This window comes from Pseudomonas sp. (assembly GCF_036387035.1).
In the GTDB taxonomy this organism is placed as follows: Bacteria; Pseudomonadota; Gammaproteobacteria; order Pseudomonadales; family Pseudomonadaceae; genus Aquipseudomonas.
Genome location: NZ_DASVUM010000268.1, coordinates 51733 through 71897 on the forward strand (window position 1 = coordinate 51733; position 20165 = coordinate 71897).

The 20165-nt window shown below is 62.1% G+C and carries 20 protein-coding genes; 14 read left to right on the forward strand and 6 right to left on the reverse strand.

Features of this window, described 5'->3' with window-relative positions; all coding sequences use genetic code 11:
* Positions 1–134: 134 nt before the first annotated feature.
* Both VF672_RS24095 and VF672_RS24100 read right to left on the reverse strand, forming a co-directional pair.
* On the reverse strand, positions 135–473 hold the full coding sequence (locus VF672_RS24095) for an amidase (RefSeq protein ID WP_331107669.1): 339 nt from the start codon (positions 471–473) through the stop codon (positions 135–137).
* Positions 470–1558, reverse strand: coding sequence for a serine hydrolase (locus tag VF672_RS24100; protein WP_331107671.1), 1089 nt, complete (start codon positions 1556–1558; stop codon positions 470–472). Before VF672_RS24100 ends, VF672_RS24095 begins: the two co-directional genes overlap by 4 nt.
* A 195-nt stretch (positions 1559–1753) precedes the next feature.
* Here VF672_RS24100 and olsB point away from each other — a divergent pair, with 195 nt between their 5' ends.
* Both olsB and VF672_RS24110 read left to right on the forward strand, forming a co-directional pair.
* Positions 1754–2509, forward strand: a complete 756-nt coding sequence (olsB, locus tag VF672_RS24105) for an L-ornithine N(alpha)-acyltransferase (RefSeq protein ID WP_331107673.1) — start codon at positions 1754–1756, stop codon at positions 2507–2509.
* Entirely contained in the window at positions 2509–3297 is a 789-nt protein-coding gene (locus VF672_RS24110; protein WP_331107675.1) for a lysophospholipid acyltransferase family protein, read from the forward strand. Before olsB ends, VF672_RS24110 begins: the two co-directional genes overlap by 1 nt.
* On the opposite strand, the gene VF672_RS24115 is transcribed toward VF672_RS24110, so the two are convergent.
* Positions 3258–3854: an ACP phosphodiesterase gene (locus VF672_RS24115; protein WP_331107677.1), complete on the reverse strand. Its 597-nt coding sequence runs from the start codon at positions 3852–3854 to the stop codon at positions 3258–3260. The two genes, VF672_RS24110 and VF672_RS24115, sit on opposite strands and share 40 nt — an antisense overlap.
* 277 nt (positions 3855–4131) lie before the next feature.
* Between VF672_RS24115 and VF672_RS24120 the strand changes: the two genes are divergently transcribed.
* The 3 genes from VF672_RS24120 to VF672_RS24130 are packed head-to-tail and all read left to right on the forward strand — an operon-like array spanning position 4132 to position 6754.
* Complete coding sequence (locus VF672_RS24120) at positions 4132–4440, forward strand: metalloregulator ArsR/SmtB family transcription factor (RefSeq protein ID WP_331107679.1); 309 nt, start codon at positions 4132–4134, stop codon at positions 4438–4440.
* Between the two features lie 37 nt (positions 4441–4477).
* Positions 4478–5644: an MFS transporter gene (locus VF672_RS24125; RefSeq protein ID WP_331107681.1), complete on the forward strand. Its 1167-nt coding sequence runs from the start codon at positions 4478–4480 to the stop codon at positions 5642–5644.
* A gap of 60 nt (positions 5645–5704) precedes the next feature.
* Positions 5705–6754, forward strand: a complete 1050-nt coding sequence (locus VF672_RS24130; protein ID WP_331107683.1) for an alkene reductase — start codon at positions 5705–5707, stop codon at positions 6752–6754.
* A gap of 573 nt (positions 6755–7327) precedes the next feature.
* Here VF672_RS24130 and VF672_RS24135 read toward each other — a convergent pair.
* The 3 genes from VF672_RS24135 to VF672_RS24145 form a co-directional block, all read right to left on the reverse strand.
* On the reverse strand, positions 7328–8188 hold the full coding sequence (locus VF672_RS24135; protein WP_331107685.1) for an ATPase: 861 nt from the start codon (positions 8186–8188) through the stop codon (positions 7328–7330).
* A 67-nt stretch (positions 8189–8255) separates the two neighbouring features.
* Complete coding sequence (locus VF672_RS24140; protein ID WP_331107687.1) at positions 8256–9254, reverse strand: NAD(P)-dependent oxidoreductase; 999 nt, start codon at positions 9252–9254, stop codon at positions 8256–8258.
* An 89-nt stretch (positions 9255–9343) separates the two neighbouring features.
* Entirely contained in the window at positions 9344–10243 is a 900-nt protein-coding gene (locus VF672_RS24145; RefSeq protein ID WP_331107689.1) for a LysR family transcriptional regulator ArgP, read from the reverse strand.
* Between the two features lie 91 nt (positions 10244–10334).
* Here VF672_RS24145 and VF672_RS24150 point away from each other — a divergent pair, with 91 nt between their 5' ends.
* The 9 genes from VF672_RS24150 to VF672_RS24190 all read left to right on the forward strand — a co-directional run.
* A complete protein-coding gene (locus tag VF672_RS24150; protein ID WP_331107691.1) occupies positions 10335–10748 on the forward strand; it encodes an ACT domain-containing protein in 414 nt (137 codons plus the stop codon).
* Positions 10749–10783: 35 nt separating this feature from the next.
* Entirely contained in the window at positions 10784–11386 is a 603-nt protein-coding gene (locus tag VF672_RS24155; RefSeq protein WP_331107693.1) for a LysE/ArgO family amino acid transporter, read from the forward strand.
* Positions 11387–11588: 202 nt separating this feature from the next.
* Positions 11589–12185, forward strand: a complete 597-nt coding sequence (locus VF672_RS24160) for a superoxide dismutase (protein ID WP_331107696.1) — start codon at positions 11589–11591, stop codon at positions 12183–12185.
* 299 nt (positions 12186–12484) lie between these two features.
* Entirely contained in the window at positions 12485–14536 is a 2052-nt protein-coding gene (locus VF672_RS24165) for a putative bifunctional diguanylate cyclase/phosphodiesterase (RefSeq protein ID WP_331107698.1), read from the forward strand.
* 213 nt (positions 14537–14749) lie between these two features.
* Complete coding sequence (locus VF672_RS24170) at positions 14750–16093, forward strand: imelysin family protein (protein ID WP_331107700.1); 1344 nt, start codon at positions 14750–14752, stop codon at positions 16091–16093.
* A gap of 281 nt (positions 16094–16374) precedes the next feature.
* Positions 16375–16914, forward strand: coding sequence for an AP2/ERF family transcription factor (locus VF672_RS24175; RefSeq protein ID WP_331107702.1), 540 nt, complete (start codon positions 16375–16377; stop codon positions 16912–16914).
* 140 nt (positions 16915–17054) lie between these two features.
* On the forward strand, positions 17055–18482 hold the full coding sequence (locus VF672_RS24180) for a di-heme oxidoredictase family protein (RefSeq protein ID WP_331107704.1): 1428 nt from the start codon (positions 17055–17057) through the stop codon (positions 18480–18482).
* 27 nt (positions 18483–18509) lie between these two features.
* Complete coding sequence (locus tag VF672_RS24185) at positions 18510–19574, forward strand: imelysin family protein (RefSeq protein WP_331107706.1); 1065 nt, start codon at positions 18510–18512, stop codon at positions 19572–19574.
* A 1-nt stretch (position 19575) separates the two neighbouring features.
* The coding region (locus tag VF672_RS24190) for a DUF1513 domain-containing protein (RefSeq protein WP_331107708.1) at positions 19576–20165 on the forward strand (590 nt) is incomplete at its 3' end.

The window sequence follows — 20165 nt, forward strand, 5'->3', positions numbered from 1 at the left end:
GCGATTGAAGCACAGGCGTCAACGGCGTTTGCCGCGCGGGCCAGCGAGGAAGGAAGGCGAATGGACATGCGAACTCCAGAAGGTGCGATACGCAACCCTATCCGGCAGTCTGACCGCAGGCAAACTTCAACGTTCTACGGCACCGGCGACGACAACCGGCAGCCCTGGCGCTGGCCTTCCCAGCGGGCTTGGCTTTCGCGGCCCAGGCCGGTCGCCGTCACACGTTTATTCAGGGAGTCTTCGTCGATGGTGCTCGGCAGCCACTGTTTCACATAACCGCGGCAATATTCGGCGGGGTTATTCACCACGAAGCGGCACGAGCAATACTCCTTGGCGGTGTAGGCGCTGATGATGCTGGGGAATACCTGAAGCGGGACACGCCAGTGCCAGATCAGGCCGGCGAGGATCAGCAGCACCAGGAACCCGAGGCTGCTAAAGGGGCGGCGCCGGATAAATCCATTGCGGGCAATCATTTGCCACCCTCCCCGGCCACGGCGTTCAGCACCCGTTTGAGCAACTGGTTGTGGTCATAACTGCCGTCGCGATCATCGCCGTACCGCACGATCACCAGGCCTGCGCTGGGGATGACGTACAGCGCCTGCCCCCAATGGCCGAGGGCGGCAAACGTGTCCGCCGGCGCGGCAGGCCAGGGACCGGGCTTGCCGTCTGCCCTCCTGTTCAGCCACCAGTGACCGCCCGGGGCTTCGTCGGTTGGGGTCACGGACTCAAACGGCGTGAGGTTGAAGTCGACCCAGGCCTTGGGCAGCAATGGGCGACCCTGCCATCGTCCGCCGTGTTGCATCAGCAGACCGACACGCGCCAGGTCGCGGGCTGTCATGTAGGCATAAGACGAACCGACAAAGGTGCCCGTGGCATCGCGCTCCCACGTTGCGCTGGTGATCCCCAGCGGCTCGAACAATGCCGTCCACGGGTAATCGGCGTACGCGCTTTCCCCGACCATGGTTTTCAGCGCGGCGGCAAGGACAGTGCTATCGCCGCTGGAATAGCGGTACGAGGTGCCAGGCGCGCCGGCGACGGCGTGTTCGGCGGTGTACCGCGCCATGTCGCCGCGACCTCGGGTGTAGAGCATCGCAACAACCGAGGAGTTGAGCGGTGCGTATTCATAGTCTTCCTGCCAGTCCAGCCCCGAGGCCCAGTGCAGCAAATCCCGCAGCTTGATGTCGGGATGAGCGGTGAAGGGCGCAACGTACTTTGCCACGGGGTCGTCAAGGCTGAAGCGGCCTTCCCCATAAGCGACGCCGAGCACGGTGGCCAAAATACTTTTGCTGATGGACCAGGTCAGGTGCGGGGTATCGGCGCGCGTCACGCCGCCATAGCGTTCGTACACCACTTCGTCGTCATGAATGATCAGCAGCGCATCGGTGCGCACACCTGTGCGGCCGGCTTCGTCGCGGGGCGGAAAGGCGTACGCCTCAAGGGCAGCGACAGCAGCGCTGGCGCTGAGTGGGCGCTCCGACCCGTCAGGCTCGGGCCAGGGCTGGGCAGCGGCGGAACAGGCAACGAGCAACAACGCGAGGGTGAATAGCAGACGGGTCATGGACAGCGCTCGAAGTCGGATCAAGGCAACCCTGGCAGGCAATGATGACAGCCCGTGGTTCACAAACCCCTGTCACGCAACCATCACCAAAGCTTAACGGTCATGACACGGCCTCTCCCTAGCCTGCAGTCGTACAGCAATGCTCGAACAATCAGTCGACCCGCCTGGACGAAGGCTGGATTACGGAGATGCCGCATGACTCAGATCGCCAGCATTCGAGACACCCGAACCGAACGTCGCCTGCAGGCAGAACGCCTGGTCGGTGAGCAGGCCCTGCAGGAAGCACAGGCGTTGCGCTTCAGTGTGTTCAGCGGCGAGTTCAACGCCAGACTCAAGGGCGCCGAACGGGGCCTGGATATCGATGATTACGACGTTCACTGCATGCACATCGGCGTGCGGGACCTGAGCAACGGTCGCCTTGTCGCCACCACCCGTTTGCTGGATCACAAGGCCGCCAACACCCTGGGCCGGTTCTACAGCGAAGAAGAGTTCAGCCTGCATGGCCTGCGCCACCTGCAGGGCCCGATACTCGAACTGGGCCGCACCTGCGTCGACCCGGCCTATCGCAACGGCGGCACCATCGCGGTGTTGTGGAGCGAACTGGCCGAGATCCTCAACGAAGGCGGCTACAGCTACCTGATGGGCTGCGCCAGTATCCCGATGCAGGACGGCGGCATTCAGGCCCACGCCATCATGCAACGCTTGCGCGAACGGTATCTGTGCACTGAACACCTGCGCGCCGAACCGAAGAATCCTCTGCCGACGCTGGACCTCCCCAAAAACGTGATCTGTGAGATGCCGCCCCTGCTCAAGGCGTACATGCGCCTGGGCGCGAAAATATGCGGCGAGCCGTGCTGGGATGAGGATTTTCAGGTCGCCGACGTGTTCATCCTGCTCAAGCGTGACGAGTTGTGCCCGCGTTACGCTCGCCACTTCAAGGCAGCGATGTGATGAGCACCTCACGCCGATACGCCCGTGTGGTGCGCGTGCTGTGGGTGATCGCGCTAGGTCTGAGCATCGCCGGCACCTTCGCCTTGATGGAACGCCTGCGTATCGGCAACTCAATGGCGCGTCGCCAGCGCTGGACGGCCTGGTTCATGGCACGTCTGTCGGCCGCGCTGCCTTTTCGGGTGAGAGTGACAGGGACGCTGCCGAACGAGCCGATGTTATGGGTGAGCAACCACGTGTCATGGACCGACATTCCGCTGCTGGGGATGCTGGCGCCGCTGTCGTTTCTGTCCAAAGCCGAAGTGCGCACCTGGCCGGTGGCGGGCTGGCTGGCCTTGAAAGCCGGCACACTGTTCATTCGCCGGGGCTCGGGCGACAGCAAGCTGATTCAGAAACAGATGGGGCAGCATTTGCTCGGCAAGCATTCGCTGGTGCTCTTCCCGGAAGGCACCACCACCGACGGGCGCAGTGTGCGCACGTTCCATGGCCGTCTGCTGTCCAGTGCGATCGACACCGGCGTGCCAGTGCAGCCGGTGGCCATTCAGTACGTGCGGGACGGCCAGCCGGACCAGATAGCGCCATTCATTGGCGACGACGACTTGCTCTCGCACCTGCGCCGCCTGTTTGCCCACGAGGTGAGCGAGGTGCATATCCGGTTGCTGTCGCCCATCCCGTCCCACGGCAAGGAACGCGCCGCGCTGGCGTTCGAAGCCCAGCAAGCGGTGCAGGTCGCACTGTTCGGCGAGGCGCTTCAGCCTGCGGCTGTTCGTTCCGCCGCCAGGGCCGCTTGAGCAAAGGCCTGAACCTCGGGATAAAACGCGCTGAAGTCGTCACTCAAGGGTCGATACAGCGCCTGCAGTTCCTGGTTGACCCCGGCCAGGCCTTCCGGACGTGACAGGCGTCGTGAGATGCCCGCCAGCGCATCGCCTACCACCGAAAATTCACGGTACGAACCCAGCCAGTCTTGCGCTGCCATGCGCGGGGCAATCAGTGCCAGCCGTTCCGGCAACGCGGGCTCATCGGCCAGCACGCGGTAAACCTTGCGGGTGAAGAGGTCCAGCGGCTCAGTCGAATAACGATCCCAGTCCCGGGCCAGACAATGGTCAAAAAACACATCCAGTGCGATGCCGGCATAGCGCCGACGGCCGTCTGGAAAGCGCCCCACTGCCCGTTTGATCAGCGGGTGCGAATCGGTGAACGCATCGATACGCCGATGCAGACGAATCGCCCCTTCGATGTCCGGCGGAAAACGTCCGGGCAGCAGCCCTTTGACGAAATCACCGTACAGGCTGCCCAGCAATTGCGCCGGCGCCTGCCCACCGAGGTGCAAATGTGCGAGGTAATTCATGGTTGTAGCCTTATTGCGGTCGGTTGCCTCTGGCAACTGACACCGTTTGAAAGACGGGATCGCCCGTGATCTGCCTCGTACATTCGCCACATTCATTGCGCCTGTAAAGCGGCATCGCTGTTCAAAACCTTCCCCGCCTCATCGAGCGGTTTCCATATCGTTGTAACCCGATATAACGATTCAGAACGTCTTAATCACCTATTCATATTTGTATATCGCGATTTATAGATATAAGGTTCGCCCCATCGCGATACAGCGCTACTGCCCTGAGAACGACATGCCCACCGACATCGACATTGACGACATCATCAAAGCCCTGGCGCACCCGGTCAGGCGGCAGATTCTGGATTGGCTCAAAGACCCGGTCACGACGTTTCCAGATCAACGTCACACGATCGATGGCGGTGTCTGCGCGGGTCAGATAGACCAACGCGCCGGCCTGTCGCAGTCGACCATTTCAGCTCATCTGGCAACGCTTCAGCGCGCCGGGTTGATCACCAGCCAGAAGCACGGCCAGTGGCACTTTTTCAAACGCAACGAAGACGTCATTCAGGCCTTCGTGCAGCAACTGGCACAGCGGCTCTGAGCCCTTCGCCACCCAATCGGATTCCAGGAGACGCAACGTGCCCCTTTCACTACTCATTCTGGCCCTGAGCGCCTTTGCCATCGGGACGACCGAGTTCGTCATCATGGGTCTGCTCCCCGACGTCGCCAGCGACCTGGGCGTCAGTATTCCCGGCGCTGGCTGGCTGGTGACCGGCTACGCCCTGGGCGTCGCCATCGGTGCGCCGTTCATGGCGATGGCCACCGCGAAGTTGCCGCGCAAAGGCGCGCTGGTCACGCTGATGGGGATCTTCATCGTCGGCAACCTGCTCTGCGCCCTGGCGGCGGACTACAACATCCTGATGTTCGCTCGCGTGGTCACCGCGCTGTGCCACGGTGCATTTTTCGGCATCGGGTCGGTGGTGGCTGCAGGCCTGGTGCCCGCCAATCGTCGCGCATCCGCCGTCGCATTGATGTTCACCGGTTTGACACTGGCCAACGTACTGGGTGTGCCGCTGGGCACTGCGTTGGGACAACAGGCCGGCTGGCGCTCGACGTTCTTCGCGGTCACGGTGATTGGCGTCATTGCCTTCATCGGCCTGATTCGCTTCCTGCCGAGCAAACGCGATGAAGAGAAACTCGACATGCGCGCCGAGCTCGGTGCACTCAAGGGCGCGGGTATCTGGTTGTCGCTGAGCATGACCGCCCTGTTTTCCGCTTCCGTGTTCGCGCTGTTCACCTACGTCGCGCCGCTGTTGGGCGAAGTCACCGGTGTCTCGCCATTGGGCGTGACCTGGACGCTGATGCTCATTGGCCTGGGCCTGACCCTGGGCAACATCATCGGCGGCAAACTGGCCGACCGCCGACTGGCCGCCACGCTCATCGGCGTGTTCATCACCATGGCGGTGATCTCAACGGTGCTGAGCTGGACCAGCGCTGCGCTGATCCCGGCTGAAATCACGCTGTTCCTCTGGGCCACCGCCGCCTTCGCCGCGGTCCCTGCCCTGCAGATCAACGTGGTGACCTTCGGCAAGGCCGCACCCAACCTGGTCTCCACCCTGAACATTGGCGCTTTCAACGTCGGCAACGCGCTGGGCGCCTGGGTCGGTGGCAGTGTCATCGCCCATGGTTTCGGCCTGACCACCGTGCCACTGGCGGCCGGCGTCCTCGCCGTGCTTGCCCTCATCGTCACGCTTATCAATTTCCGTCAGGGCAACGATGCCGAACTGGCCGCCGCGACGAACTGATTCCCCTGTTTTTACACCTGCGGATCCACCCTTTTTACGATTGCACTCAGGATTTTCCCGATGACCACGATTTTCGATCCGATCAAGATAGGCGACCTGGAATTGGCCAACCGCATCGTCATGGCGCCGCTGACCCGTTGCCGCGCCGATGAAGGCCGCGTACCCAATGCGATGATGGCCGAGTATTACGTTCAGCGCGCTTCGGCCGGCCTGATCATCAGCGAAGCCACCTCCGTCATGCCTATGGGCGTTGGCTACCCGGACACCCCGGGCATCTGGTCCAATGACCAGGTTCGCGGCTGGGCCAACATCACCAAAGCCGTGCACGCTTCGGGCGGCAAGATCGTGCTGCAGCTATGGCACGTTGGTCGCGTTTCTCACCCGACCTACCTGAACGGTGAAACGCCAGTGGCGCCAAGCGCGATTCAGCCAAAAGGCCACGTGAGCCTGGTGCGTCCGCTGTCTGACTTCGTCACCCCGCGCGCACTGGAACTGGCTGAAATCGAAGAAATCGTCGACGCCTACCGCGTCGGTGCCGAGAACGCCAAGGCCGCCGGCTTTGACGGTGTAGAGATCCACGGTGCCAACGGTTACCTGCTCGACCAGTTCCTGCAAAGCAGCACCAACACCCGCACCGATGCGTACGGCGGCTCGCTGGAAAACCGCGCACGTCTGCTGCTGGAAGTGACCGACGCCGCCGTTGAAGTCTGGGGCGCTGGCCGCGTTGGCGTGCACTTGGCACCCCGCGCCGATGCTCACGACATGGGCGACGACAACCTCGCCGAGACCTTCACCTACGTGGCCCGCGAACTGGGCAAACGCGGCATCGCGTTCATCTGCGCCCGCGAGCGCGAACTCGACGACAGCCTGGGCCCGCGCCTGAAAGAAGCTTTCGGCGGCGTGTTCATTGCCAACGAGAAATTCACCAAAGAAACCGCCAATGCCTGGCTGGCCAGCGGCAAGGCCGACGCCGTCGCCTTCGGCGTGCCCTTCATCGCCAACCCTGACCTGCCCGCACGCCTGGCCAAGGACGCCCCGCTCAACGAACCGCATCCGGAAACGTTCTACGGCAAAGGCGCCGAAGGCTATCTGGACTATCCGACGCTGTAAGCAGCAAGGACGCCGAGCGCCCCGGGCCGCGTTCCCACGCAGAGCGTGGGAACGATCTGCAACGGTAGACCGGGACAGATTAATTTACGAAGAAGCGCTGTAAATAAAGCAGTCCCCTCTAGCCGCAAAAATGCCAGCGCCCACACCGGCCTCTTCCCGGCTAAAGCCGGTCCTACGAAAACACCGTACGCACCCGTAGGACCGGCTTCAGCCGGGAAGCTTTTGATCTGCTTCGAAAGCGCTTTTGATCTTCCTACGCAGCAAGTCCAGACACCGCAAAACGCGACTTGGGTGCAGGCTGAACGCAGGTTTCGCGGAGTGGGCCGAGCCGCATGGATGCGGCGAGTGCGCCGTCAGGACAGGGATGTCCGTTCGGCGCGGGCCCACGGAGCGGGACCGGAGTGAAGGTACTCCGACGCAGGAGGAGCCAAACCAGGAGCACGGCCTTTTTGGTTACTTTTTTCTGGGCCGGCAATCCGGGCTGTTGGAAAAAGTGACCCGCCGTAAGGGCGGAACCATACTCGGCATCACCGCAAATAACGGATATATACCCCGTCAACCGGGAACGCCGTATTACTGCCCCCGCGCATTAATCTGCTGCGACAACGTCTGAATCTGACTTTGCAACGTATTGATCGTCCGCGTCATCTGCCCGCGAAACGCATCAAACTCCGCCAGACTCGCCCCCGATGAAGAAGCACTGGCCGCCGGGCGATTTTCCAGCTCGCTCTTCACCACCACCATGTCCTGCTCAAGCTGCTCGATCGCCTGACTGCTGTTGGTCTTCTTGAGGCTCGCCACATCCGCCGTCAAACCCTTCAGCTGCGTCTCCACCCGCTCCTGCTCAGCCTGCGCCGACTTGCCATCTGGTAACGCCGCCTTCAACGCCGCCAGCTCAGTCGCCACCGCCTTCAACTGATCCTGCAACTGCTGATTGACCGCCTGCTGCTGAGCACTCTGCGTGCTGATCTGCTCCAGCCGCTTGTCCAGCCCGCCCTGCAAACCGGCCACGCCCTGCTGCTGTCGGCTTTGATCCGCCAACTGATCCTGCAACTGCTGGATCTGCGCCTTCAGCGCCTCACCGCTGCTCGCCATCGACTCGGTCGCCACCACCTTGCCGGAAATATCCTGCAAGCGCCCCGCCGCCTCCTCGCTGATCCGCGCAAAACTTTCCTGGGTCGCAACCAGTTGCTGCTCCATCAGCGACACCTGCTGGAAACTCCACCAGCCCAGGCCGCAAAAGGCGATGAACAGCACACCGATCAGTGCCCACAAGGCGCCGGTGCCGGGCGCTTTCACCTTCACCACCGGCGTGTCGCGCGAATACACCGTCGTGCGTTCGCGGGCGCCCGGCGGCGGCAGGAAGTCATCATCATCGTCTTTGGCGCTGAGGCTCGGGACGTCATCGACGTCGTCATACGGATCTTTGCGCATGCGTTTACCTTTGAAAAAACCGCTGAATCTGAATGGCTCGCAGTATAACCACGGATGTTGACGCCTTTTACAACGCGCCGCCGTGCTGGGCCTTCCACCAGCCGCAGAACTCGTCGAGGGCCGCCCACACGCTCACGCCAGGCTGGTAATCCAGATAATGCCTGGCGCGGCTGATATCAAGCGTGAAATCCCGGCTCATCACCTGCATCCCGATCCGGGACAGCGTCGGTTCAGGTTGCCCCGGCCAGATCAGGCAAGCCGCCTCGTTCATGGCCGCCGCGCTGTAGGCCAAGCCATAGGAGCGGTAACGCCGCACCGGCGGCATCTCCATCTGACGCATGACGTAATTGACCACGTCCCAGAGCGGGACCGGCGCACCGTTGCTGATGTTGTAGGCCTTGCCCAATGCCGAGCCCGCGGCCAGCAAACTGCTGAGCAGCGCCTCGTTGAGGTTTTGGATGCTGGTGAAATCGACCTTGTTCAAGCCGTTGCCGATGATCGACAGCCGCTTTTTGCGCTGCATCTGCAGCAGGCGCGGGAAAATGCTGGTATCGCCTGCGCCCGTGACGAAGCGCGGGCGCAGGGCAATGACTTCCAGGCCGAACTCTTCGGCGCCGAACACCTTCTGTTCCGCCAGGTACTTGGTCGCGGCATAGTGATTGCCGAAACGCTTGGGCACCTGCTCCTCGCGGATGTCGAGGTGCGATTCGCCATCGAAGTAGATCGACGGCGACGACAGGTGCACCAGCCGCCGGACCCGTTGTTTCAGGCAGGCTTCAACCACGTTCTCGGTCACCTGAACGTTGCCCTGATGAAAGTCCTGACGGCGTCCCCAGGTGCCGACTGCACCTGCGCAATGGACCACGGCTTCCACGTCGTCACACAGCGCATGGACAAGCTCCGGATCGCAGAGATCGCCCTGGATGAACTCGGCACCGCGCCGCACCAGATGCTCGACACCTTCAGCACGACGGCCGCTGACCCGGACGCTCAGGCCTTGCTCCAGCGCGAAACGCGCGAAGCGTCCGCCGATGAAGCCGCCTGCGCCGGTGACCATAATTTTCATTGCCTGCTCCGTTTAATCTGCTTTTGCCTGCTATCGCTGCTGCTGTTTTGCGAGCGATCCTGCCTATCGGCTGCGTCGTCTATTGACGTTCAACTGGCGTGCAACGGCACCAGCCATTGTCCCGCTTTTTTCGCCAGATGATCCGTCAGCTCCGTCAGCAACCGGCCGCCGTTGCGCCAATGATGCCAGTACAAGGGCACATCAATGCAGTGATCGGCCAGCAACTCGACCAACTGACCGCTCGCCAACTGCGCGCGAACCTGCAACTCGGGCACAAGGCCCCAGCCCATTCCGGCTTCGACCATGCGCGTGAAACCCTCGGACGAGGGACACAAATGATGCTCGAAACCGCCTTCGACCCCCAACGAGGCGAGGTAACGATGCTGCAAAAAATCATCCGGACCGAAGACGAGTGCGGGTGAACGGGCCACCGTCTGAGGCGTTACCCCGTTCGGAAAATGCCGTTCGATAAACGCCGGGCTCGCCAACGCCCGGTAACGCATGGCGCCGAGGGACACACTTCGTGCCCCTGCCACGGGCCGTTCGCTGCCGCACAGGCATGCTGCCACTTCGCCGGCGCGCATGCGTTTGAGGCCGACGTCCTGATCTTCGACCACCAGGTCGGTGAGCAAACGATGCCCGGCACAAAAGTCCCCGACGGCAAGCGCCCACCATGTCGCCAGGCTGTCGGCGTTCAGCGCGATGCGCAAACGTTCAGGCATGCCGCCGTCGTCCAGGGCCGGCACCACGCTTTGCAGGTCCCGCTCCAGCAAGCGCACCTGCTGAACATGGTTGAGCAGGCGCCGGCCGATTTCGGTCGGGGTCGGTGGTGTCGCCCTGACCAGCACCGGCTGACCGACCCGTGCTTCCAGCAGCTTGATGCGCTGGGACACCGCCGACTGCGAAAGGCCGAGCACCTGAGCGGCGCGCTCAAAGCCGGCTTGCTCGATCACTGCCGCCAGCGCGGAAAGCAACTTGTAGTCGAACATCAGTTTCTCTAATGACTAATGAGCTTTATTGGTTTTTCTTATACCCGCTCTCGCCCGACAATCGCCACCCATGATTAACGGAGCGCGCTCGATGACTGACGAAATAACCCTTGGTGAAACCTCCCTCAGCGCCTTGCTGCGCAGCATGAGCCCTGAGCTGAACGACGGTGATTACGTGTTCTGCACTGTCGCCGACCGCCAGCGCCTGGAAGGCGTCGACGTGATTGGGAGCTTCCGCGAGCGCGAGGGCCTGACCGTTATCCTCGAACGCCAGCAGGCGCAGCAACTGGGCCTGGACGGCGATTACGTCATGGCCTGGATCACGCTGACCGTCCACTCCTCGCTGGCGGCGGTCGGGCTGACGGCGGCGTTCGCCACCGCACTGGGCGCGGCGGGGATCAGTTGCAACGTGGTCGCCGGCTTCTATCACGACCACCTTTTCGTAGGCAAAGACGATGCACTGAAAGCCATGGCGACCCTGCGCGCGTTGAGCACAAACGCCTGAGCCGGCAATCCTTCAACTGATCGAGATTCGACATCATGTGGCAAAGCTACCTCAACGGCCTGCTGGTTTCCCTGGGCCTGATCATGGCCATCGGCACCCAGAATGCCTATGTGCTGGCGCAGAGCCTGCGTCGCGAACACCACCTGTCAGTGGCCCTGCTGTGCATCGTCTGCGACGCCCTATTGGTGACCGCGGGCGTGTTCGGGCTGGCCAATGTGCTCGCCCAAAACCCGACGCTCCTGGCCGTGGCGCGCTGGGGCGGCGTGGTGTTTCTGTTGTGGTACGGGACCATGGCACTGCGCCGCGCGCTGTCGCCCCAAAGCCTCGCGCAGGGCGATGCCGACGGCCAGCGGTCACGCCGCGCGGTACTGCTGACCGCTCTGGCGGTGACCTTGCTGAATCCGCATGTTTATCTCGATACCGTGCTGCTGATCGGCTCGCTCGGCGCCCAGCAGGCGGTGCCCGGCGCTTATGTGGCCGGAGCGGCGAGCGCGTCGGTGTTGTGGTTCTCGACTCTGGCCATCGGCGCCGCCTGGCTGGCGCCATGGCTCGCACGTCCGGCAACCTGGCGGCTGCTGGATCTGATGGTCGCTGTGATGATGTTCAGCGTCGCCGTGCAGTTGATCAGAACGGCGTGAGGAGCCGTCTCGCGGGGACCGATTTCAGCGCAACGCTCTGGAACCTCTATTCCACACTGTTGTTGCGTGGTTAAGGTCAGGGGCCGGTGCTATGATCCAGCCCCTGCGCCGCAAAGAGTACAAACTCGCCGGCGTAAGTTCTGTCTGGCCGCCCGTGATCGGCCTTGCGCAAACCGCAACTGACCTGATTAGGAGAATTACCATGGCTTTTGAATTGCCTCCGCTGCCGTACGCACATGATGCCCTGGCACCGCACATCTCCAAGGAAACTCTGGAATACCACCACGACAAGCACCACAACACCTACGTCGTGAACCTGAACAACCTGGTGCCAGGCACCGAGTTTGAAGGCAAGACTCTGGAAGAAATCGTCAAGACCTCTTCGGGCGGTATCTTCAACAACGCCGCTCAGGTCTGGAACCACACGTTCTACTGGAACTGCCTGGCGCCAAACGCCGGCGGCCAACCGACTGGCGCTCTGGCTGACGCCATCAACACTGCTTTCGGCTCCTTCGACAAGTTCAAGGAAGAATTCAGCAAGACGTCCATCGGCACCTTCGGCTCCGGCTGGGGCTGGCTGGTGAAGAAAGCCGACGGCTCCCTGGCACTGGCCAGCACCATCGGCGCAGGCAACCCGATCACCAGCGGCGACACCCCGCTGCTGACCTGCGACGTCTGGGAGCACGCTTACTACATCGACTACCGTAACCTGCGTCCAAAGTACGTCGAGGCGTTCTGGAACCTGGTCAACTGGAAGTTCGTTGCAGAGCAGTTCGAAGGCAAAAGCTTCACCGCCTGATGAGCGCTTGAATAAAAACCCGGCACGTCCGGGTTTTTTTTCGCCTTCTGTTTGTCGTTTATGTATTGTCTGGAAGCGGTAGCGGACTAATATCGGATTTCGTGCTGATTCAACCGGCTGGGCTCAAGTTTCCTCAGGCACAACCGACACAGTACCGATGGCCTGAGTGGTCTGCCTATCAACTGATTTGCCCGATCGATGGGGGGTCATTCGCACCCCGCAAGCGTGATCCGAATGCCTGCATTGCCAGTGCCTGCACGCAGTCAGCCCGCTATCAGCATGGATGAAGGAATGGCCATTTGAAGCTGGAACTCAAACACAGCTTGTCGGTGAAGCTGCTTCGCGTTGTGCTGCTTTCAGCGCTGATCGTGGGGGTCGTGCTCAGTTGCGCACAGATCGTCTACGACGCGTACAAGATCCGCCAGGCCGTCGCCACGGACGCAGCACGCATCCTCGACATGTTCCGCGACCCGTCGACCCAGGCCGTCTATAGCCTGGACCGGGAGATGGGCATGCAGGTCATCGAAGGCCTGTTTCAGGACAAAGCCGTGCGAATGGCGTCCATTGGCCATCCGAACGAAACCCTGCTGGCCGAAAAATCGCGCGACCTGGAAGCCACCCCCACCCGCTGGCTAACCGATCCGATCCTCGGCCAGGAACGCAGCTTCACCACGCAGCTGGTGGGTCGCAGCCCGTACAGCGAGTATTACGGCGACCTGCGCATCACCCTGGACACCGCCACCTACGGCGAAACCTTCCTGACCAACTCCATGATCATTTTCATCTCCGGCGTATTGCGTGCGCTGGCGATGGGGTTGGTGCTCTACCTGGTGTACCACTGGCTGCTCACCAAACCGCTGTCCCGAATCATCGAGCACCTGACCAGCATCAACCCCGACCGTCCCAGCGAGCACCAATTGCCCTTGCTCAAAGGCCACGAAAAAAACGAGCTGGGGATCTGGGTCAACACCGCCAACCAACTGCTGGCGTCCATCGAGCGCAATACCACCCTGCGCCACGAGGCCGAATCCAGCTTGCTGCGAATGGCGCAGTACGACTTCCTCACCGGCCTGCCCAATCGGCTGCAATTGCAGAAGCAACTGGACAAAATCCTAGTGGACTCGGGGAAAGTGCAGCATCGCGTCGCGGTGTTGTGCGTGGGTCTGGATGATTTCAAAGGCATCAACGAACAATTCAGTTATCAGGCCGGCGATCAGTTGCTGCTGGCGCTCGCCGACCGGCTGCGCAGCCACAGCGGACGCCTCGGCGCCCTTGCCCGCCTGGGCGGCGATCAGTTCGCGCTGGTCCAGGCCGATATCGAACAGCCGTACGAAGCGGCCGAGCTGGCGCAGAATATTCTCGACGACCTGGAAGCGCCGTTCGCTGTCGATCAGCAAGAGATCCGTCTGCGGGCCACCATTGGTATTACGCTGTTCCCCGAAGACGGCGACAGCACCGAGAAGCTGCTGCAGAAAGCCGAACAGACCATGACGCTGGCCAAGAGCCGCTCGCGCAATCGCTACCAGTTCTATATCGCCAGCGTCGACAGCGAGATGCGCCGGCGTCGTGAACTGGAAAAAGACTTGCGCGAAGCGTTGGCCCGGGAGCAGTTTCATCTGGTCTATCAGCCACAGATCAGTTATCGCGACCACGGTGTGGTTGGTGTCGAGGCGCTGATCCGCTGGATTCACCCGGAGCACGGCTTCGTCCCGCCCGATCAGTTCATCCCGCTGGCCGAGCAGAACGGCACCATCATCGCCATCGGCGAGTGGGTGCTGGATCAGGCCTGCAAACAGTTGCGCGAATGGCACGATCAGGGTTTCAGCGACCTGCGCATGGCGGTCAATCTCTCCACCGTGCAGTTGCACCACGCCGAACTGCCGCGGGTGGTGAACAACCTGCTGCAGATCTACCGCCTGCCGCCTCGCAGCCTGGAGCTGGAAGTCACTGAAACCGGCCTGATGGAAGACATCACCACCGCTGCGCAGCATTTGCTGAGCCTGCGCCGCTCCGGCGCCCTGATCGCCATTGATGACTTCGGGACCGGTTACTCCTCGCTGAGCTACCTGAAAAGCCTGCCGCTGGACAAGATCAAGATCGACAAAAGCTTCGTGCAGGACCTCCTCGACGACGACGATGACGCGACCATCGTGCGCGCCATCATCCAGCTGGGCAAAAGCCTCGGCATGCAGGTGATCGCCGAGGGCGTGGAGACTGCCGAGCAAGAGGCGTACATCATTACCGAGGGCTGCCACGAAGGTCAGGGCTATTTCTATAGCAAGCCGCTGCCGGCGCGCGAGCTACTGGTTTACCTGAAACAGGCGCAACGCACCCACAGCGAGGCGCTGTAGCAACGCTGCCTTCCGAGACGAAGGCAGACGTTGCGCATTTCCCTGGCCCATCCTCAAGCCACCACTCGAAACATCCCCTGAAACAGCTTGAAATATCTCGCCCCCAATGCCTGGGCAAATGGCCTTTACACAGAATGCAAATCTTTCGCATTATGTCGCAGCTTTTTTGGCGCTCGCCACCGTTCACACCTCTTCTCGATGCAGGATTCCGTCATGATTCGTATGCCCCTGGCAACCGCAAGTCTGCTCGCTGTCGCTATTGCTCTGGCCGGTTGTGATCAGGGCAAGGACAAGCCCGCCGCTGCTGCACCTGCCGCAGCCGCCGCTCCGACGCCAGCGCCGGCCCCCGCCGCTGCGCCTGCCCAGACCAGCGAAGCCGCCACCAAAGCGGTGGTCGCCAACTACGCAAACATCGTATTTGCCGTGTTCAGCGACGCCGAATCCACTGCCAAAAACCTCAGCACGGCCGTCGACGCGTTCCTCGCCACCCCCAATGACCAAACCCTCAAAGCGGCGCGTGCAGCATGGGTAGCGGCGCGCGTGCCGTACATGCAGAGCGAAGTCTTCCGCTTTGGCAACACCATCATCGACGACTGGGAAGGCCAGGTGAACGCATGGCCACTGGACGAAGGCCTGATCGATTACGTCGCCAAGGATTACCAGCACGCATTGGGCAATCCGGGTGCCACCGCCAACATCATCGCCAACACGTCGGTGCAGGTCGGCGAAGACAAAGTCGACGTCACCGAAATCACCCCTGAGAAGCTCGCCAGCCTGAACGAACTCGGCGGCTCGGAAGCGAACGTGGCGACCGGTTATCACGCCATCGAATTCCTGCTCTGGGGCCAGGACCTGCATGGTACCGGTCCGGGCGCCGGCGAGCGTCCAGCCAGCGACTACATCGAAGGCCAGGGCGGCACCGGCGGCCACAACGACCGCCGCCGCGCCTACCTCAAAGCGGCTACCGACCTGCTGGTCAGCGACCTCGAAGAGATGGTCAACAACTGGAAACCCGGCGTCGCCGACAACTACCGCGCCACACTGGAAGCAGAATCTGCCGAGAGCGGGCTGCGCAAAATGCTCTTCGGCATGGGCAGCCTGTCGTTGGGCGAGTTGGCGGGCGAGCGCATGAAAGTCGCGCTGGAAGCCAATTCCAGCGAGGACGAGCACGACTGCTTCAGCGACAACACCCACAACTCGCACTTCTATAACGGCTTGGGCATCCGCAACGTTTACCTGGGCGAATACACCCGTGTCGACGGCAGCAAAGTGACCGGCCCTAGCCTGTCCTCGCTGGTGGCCAAGGCTGATGCCGCGACCGACCAGACCGTGCGCGCCGACCTCGACGCGACGCAGGCAAAACTCCAGGTCATCGTCGACCACGCCAACAAGGGCGAGCATTTCGACCAACTGATCGCGGCGGGCAATACAGCGGGCAATCAGGTGGTGCGCGACGCCATCGCCGCACTGGTCAAACAGACTGGCGCCATCGAGCAAGCCGCCGGCAAGCTGGGCATTACCGACCTGAACCCGGACAACGCCGACCACGAGTTCTGATCCGCTTCAAAACCGCTTTAGGTCCGCTTTAAGTCTATGGGGGCGTCGCCCTTCCGGATTGAACCCGGACACGCTGCAAACGAATGCCGACCCGGCCACGGGCCGGCATTTTTTTCGTCAATCGAAGGCCCGACATCCCCGCCAAACTGATCGTATCCGAGGAGCGGTCTGTAACCTTTGTAAGGCATTTCCTGTTCGCTCCTTGTCGGATTGAACACGCCTCCTCCGCCGCTGACTATGCCCACTTCCTTGACCCCACCCTATCCAGGAGGAGACAGAAAGTGCCCAAGAGAAACAATAAAAGGCGCCGCGTCAGTAAGCTCAAAGCCAACGATTACGGTATCCATCTGCTGGTCGGCATCAAGGGCCCGCGTGCCTGGAAGGTGACGATCTATCGCGACGGCAGAACCTTCAACAGACTGTTCTCCTTCTCCCGTTACGGCGGACGGGACGCGGCACGGCAAGCCGCAGATGCGTGCCGTGACCAGTTGCTGCTGGCTCACCTGCCCAAGCTCAGCCGCGACATCCGTCAGCGCATCATCGCCACCAACACCAGCGGTTATCCGGGGGTGCATTACCGCTGCTACACCGGCATTGCTTATTGGGTGGCACGCACCACTCTGCGCAATGGCAGCAGTGTCACCAAGTCGTTCAGGGTGGAGCATTACGGCTACGAACGGGCCAAGGAGCTGGCGATCCGTGAGCGCGAACGGCAACTTGACGGCATCGGCGACTACCGGTCATTCAAGGTGGTTGAGGGAGAACGGCGTCTGATGCAATTGCTCGTCGAAAATCCGGCGCTGCAGATCGCGGGAGCATGAGTTTAGCCAACCGGCTAACCGAGGGATGATTTGGTAACAACACGTTACGAGAGGACCTGCAAACGCTAATCCCTCTTATTCATCAAAGCCGGGGCTGGTAAGCTTGCTCGCCCCGATTTCCTCGCCTTTTCAGGACCTGTATGACTGCGCGGTTCCGTCAATCGTTTCCCCTGCTGATGGCACTCGCCGTCAGTGGGTGCGATGACGCCCCGCGTTTCACCGCCGCCGAGCCCGGCGAGTCACGGTCAGGCGGTGCGACGACCGTCAACAAAAGCGACCGCAATGCGTTTTCCCTGCCTTCGGCCAACCTGTCGCCTGCCCGGCGTCTGGACTTCAGCGTCGGCAACAGCTTCTTCCGTAACCCGTGGGTGATCGCCCCCTCCACGACCACCGCCCGCGACGGCCTGGGTCCGTTGTTCAATACCAACGCCTGCCAGAACTGCCACATCAAGGACGGCCGGGGTCACCCACCCGAGCCGGGGGCAGACAATGCCGTTTCAATGCTGGTGCGGCTGTCGATTCCCGACGACCCGGCATTTGCCGAACACATCAAGCAGTTGGGCCTGACACCGGAGCCGGTGTACGGCAAACAACTCCAGGACATGGCCATTCCCGGCGTAACGCCCGAGGGCAAGGTGCGGGTCGACTACGATTCGATGACCGTGCATTTTCGCGACGGGACCCCGGTGCATTTGCGCCGCCCGACCCTGCAGATCACCCAGCCAGGTTATGGCCCGATGCACCCGCTGACCCGCGCATCCGCGCGCATCGCACCGCCGATGATTGGCCTGGGGCTTCTGGAAGCCATTCCTCAGGCGGCGATTCTGGCCAACGCCAACCCGGACGATGAACAAGGCACCGGCATCACCGGCAAGCCCAATTGGGTCTGGGACGACGTACAGCAGAAAACCGTGCTCGGCCGTTTCGGCTGGAAAGCCTCGCAGCCCGGCATCCAGCAGCAAAACGCCCACGCGCTCTCGGGCGACATGGGCCTGACCTCCAGCCTGATGCCGGTAGACGACTGCACGCCATCACAGACCGCATGCCTGGCCGCGCCCAACGGCGAAGGCCCTGACGGCGAGCCAGAAGTCAGCGACAACATCCTGCGCCTGATCACCTTCTATACCCGCAACCTCGGCGTGCCGGCACGCCGAGACGTGGCCGAGCCGCAAGTGCTGGCGGGCAAGAGTCTTTTCTTCAAGGCCGGCTGCCAGCAATGCCACACGCCGCAATTCACGACCTCGGCCGATGCAGCCGAGCCTGAGCTGGCGAACCAGGTCATCCGCCCTTACACCGATCTGCTGCTGCACGACATGGGCGAAGGCCTGGCCGACAACCTCAGCGAGTTTCAGGCCAGCGGCCAGCAATGGCGAACGCCTCCGTTGTGGGGCATCGGCCTCACCGAAACCGTCAGTGGCCATACGCAGTTTCTGCACGACGGGCGTGCCCGCAACCTGATGGAGGCCGTGCTCTGGCATGGCGGTGAGGCGTTGCCGGCGCAACGTCAGGTGCTGGCCTTCGACGCGGAACAACGCGCGGCGCTGCTGGCGTTCCTGAATTCTCTCTAACATATTTCTGAAGATAAGGAGTCGGGCATGTTCCGCCCCAAGTTGTTGCTCACCAGCCTCGCCGCCCTGGCACTGGGCGCGTGTGCGCCGTCGGACCCGCAAGCCGTGACGTCCGCGGCCATCGCCAGCCAGGTCATCCTGCCGACTTATAGCCGTTGGGTCGATGCCGACCGGCAACTGGCGATCAGCGCCTTGTCTTACTGCCAGGGCAAGTCCGATCTGGACACCGCCCGGGCCGACTTCCTTCACGCACAGAAAGCCTGGGCCGAGCTGCAACCGCTGCTGATCGGGCCGCTGGCGGAGGGCAATCGTGCCTGGCAGATTCAGTTCTGGCCGGACAAGAAGAACCTCGTCGGCCGTCAGGTGGAGCAACTGGTTACCGCACAACCGCAGATCAGCGCCGACGCCCTGGCCAAATCCAGTGTCGTGGTCCAGGGGTTATCGGCGTATGAGTACATCCTGTTCGATGCGGACATCGACATGGCCAACGCCGAGCAAAAAACCCGATACTGCCCGCTGCTGGTGGCCATCGGTGAGCGTCAGAAGGCGCTGGCCGAAGACATCCTCAACGGCTGGAACAGCAACGACGGCATGCTCGCGCAGTTGAGCAAGTTTCCCAATCCGCGTTACGCCGACTCCCACGAAGCCATCGCCGAGTTGCTGCGCGTGCAAGTAACTGCGCTGGACTCGTTGAAGAAAAAACTCGGCACGCCGCTGGGCCGCGCCACCAAGGGTGTGCCGCAGCCGTTCCAGGCCGACGCCTGGCGCAGCAAAGCCTCACTCAGCAGTTTGCAGGCGAGTCTGGCCAGCGCGCAGACAGTCTGGGCCGGTGTGGACAACAAGGGTGTGCGCGGGCTGTTGCCCAACGAGCAGAAGCCTCTGGCCGACAAGATCGACGCCGCCTACGCCGAGAGCAACCGGCAGCTGGCCGCGCTGAAACCGCCGCTCGGGGACCTGCTGGCGACTGAAGAAGGCCGACAGCAACTCAACGCCTTCTACGACAGCCTCAACGTGGTTCATCGCCTGCACGAAGGCGAACTGGCCAAGGCGTTGGGCATTCAACTGGGCTTCAACGCCAATGACGGTGACTGATATGTTGCGACGACAGGCTCTGGGTCTGGGCAGCCTGCTGCTCAGTGCCGTCACGTTTGGCGGCTGGACACTGTTCGCGGAAAAAGGCGAAAGCCCGTTGCTGTTGTCTGCTCGTGACGATGGCAACGGCCAGCATTTCGCCGTGGGCTACCGCGTCGACGGCACGCAGGTGTTTGCCACCGCCGTCGCCCAGCGCTGTCATGACATCATCAATCATCCGCGCTTGCCGATCGCGCTGTTCGTCGCGCGCCGGCCCGGGACCGAAAGTTACCTGATCGATCTGCGCGACGGTCGCCTGCTGCAGACCGTTACCTCGCAGCCCCATCGGCACTTCTATGGCCACGCCGTCATCCACAAGGACGGCGAATGGTTGTACGCCACCGAAAACGACACCACCGATCCGGGCCGCGGGTTGCTGGGGGTGTACCGGTTCGTCGACGAGCGGCTGCAACGCACCGGGGAGATTTCGACTCACGGCGTAGGACCGCATCAAGTGTCATGGATGCCGGACGGCGAAACCCTGGTGATCGCCAACGGCGGCATTCGCACCGAGGCCGAGAGCCGCGTCGAAATGAACCTCGACGCCATGGA

Bases quoted from the DNA above. Each gene is read 5' to 3' on its own strand.
- olsB (WP_331107673.1), top strand. From the start codon at position 1,754: ATGACTCAGATCGCCAGCATTCGAGACACCCGAACCGAACGTCGCCTG.
- VF672_RS24150 (WP_331107691.1), top strand. From the start codon at position 10,335: ATGACTGACGAAATAACCCTTGGTGAAACCTCCCTCAGCGCCTTGCTG.
- VF672_RS24135 (WP_331107685.1), bottom strand. From the start codon at position 8,188: ATGCGCAAAGATCCGTATGACGACGTCGATGACGTCCCGAGCCTCAGC.
- VF672_RS24180 (WP_331107704.1), top strand. From the start codon at position 17,055: ATGACTGCGCGGTTCCGTCAATCGTTTCCCCTGCTGATGGCACTCGCC.
- VF672_RS24140 (WP_331107687.1), bottom strand. From the start codon at position 9,254: ATGAAAATTATGGTCACCGGCGCAGGCGGCTTCATCGGCGGACGCTTC.
- VF672_RS24095 (WP_331107669.1), bottom strand. From the start codon at position 473: ATGATTGCCCGCAATGGATTTATCCGGCGCCGCCCCTTTAGCAGCCTC.
- VF672_RS24155 (WP_331107693.1), top strand. From the start codon at position 10,784: ATGTGGCAAAGCTACCTCAACGGCCTGCTGGTTTCCCTGGGCCTGATC.
- VF672_RS24130 (WP_331107683.1), top strand. From the start codon at position 5,705: ATGACCACGATTTTCGATCCGATCAAGATAGGCGACCTGGAATTGGCC.
- VF672_RS24115 (WP_331107677.1), bottom strand. From the start codon at position 3,854: ATGAATTACCTCGCACATTTGCACCTCGGTGGGCAGGCGCCGGCGCAA.
- VF672_RS24160 (WP_331107696.1), top strand. From the start codon at position 11,589: ATGGCTTTTGAATTGCCTCCGCTGCCGTACGCACATGATGCCCTGGCA.
- VF672_RS24145 (WP_331107689.1), bottom strand. From the start codon at position 10,243: ATGTTCGACTACAAGTTGCTTTCCGCGCTGGCGGCAGTGATCGAGCAA.
- VF672_RS24120 (WP_331107679.1), top strand. From the start codon at position 4,132: ATGCCCACCGACATCGACATTGACGACATCATCAAAGCCCTGGCGCAC.
- VF672_RS24170 (WP_331107700.1), top strand. From the start codon at position 14,750: ATGATTCGTATGCCCCTGGCAACCGCAAGTCTGCTCGCTGTCGCTATT.
- VF672_RS24110 (WP_331107675.1), top strand. From the start codon at position 2,509: ATGAGCACCTCACGCCGATACGCCCGTGTGGTGCGCGTGCTGTGGGTG.
- VF672_RS24100 (WP_331107671.1), bottom strand. From the start codon at position 1,558: ATGACCCGTCTGCTATTCACCCTCGCGTTGTTGCTCGTTGCCTGTTCC.
- VF672_RS24185 (WP_331107706.1), top strand. From the start codon at position 18,510: ATGTTCCGCCCCAAGTTGTTGCTCACCAGCCTCGCCGCCCTGGCACTG.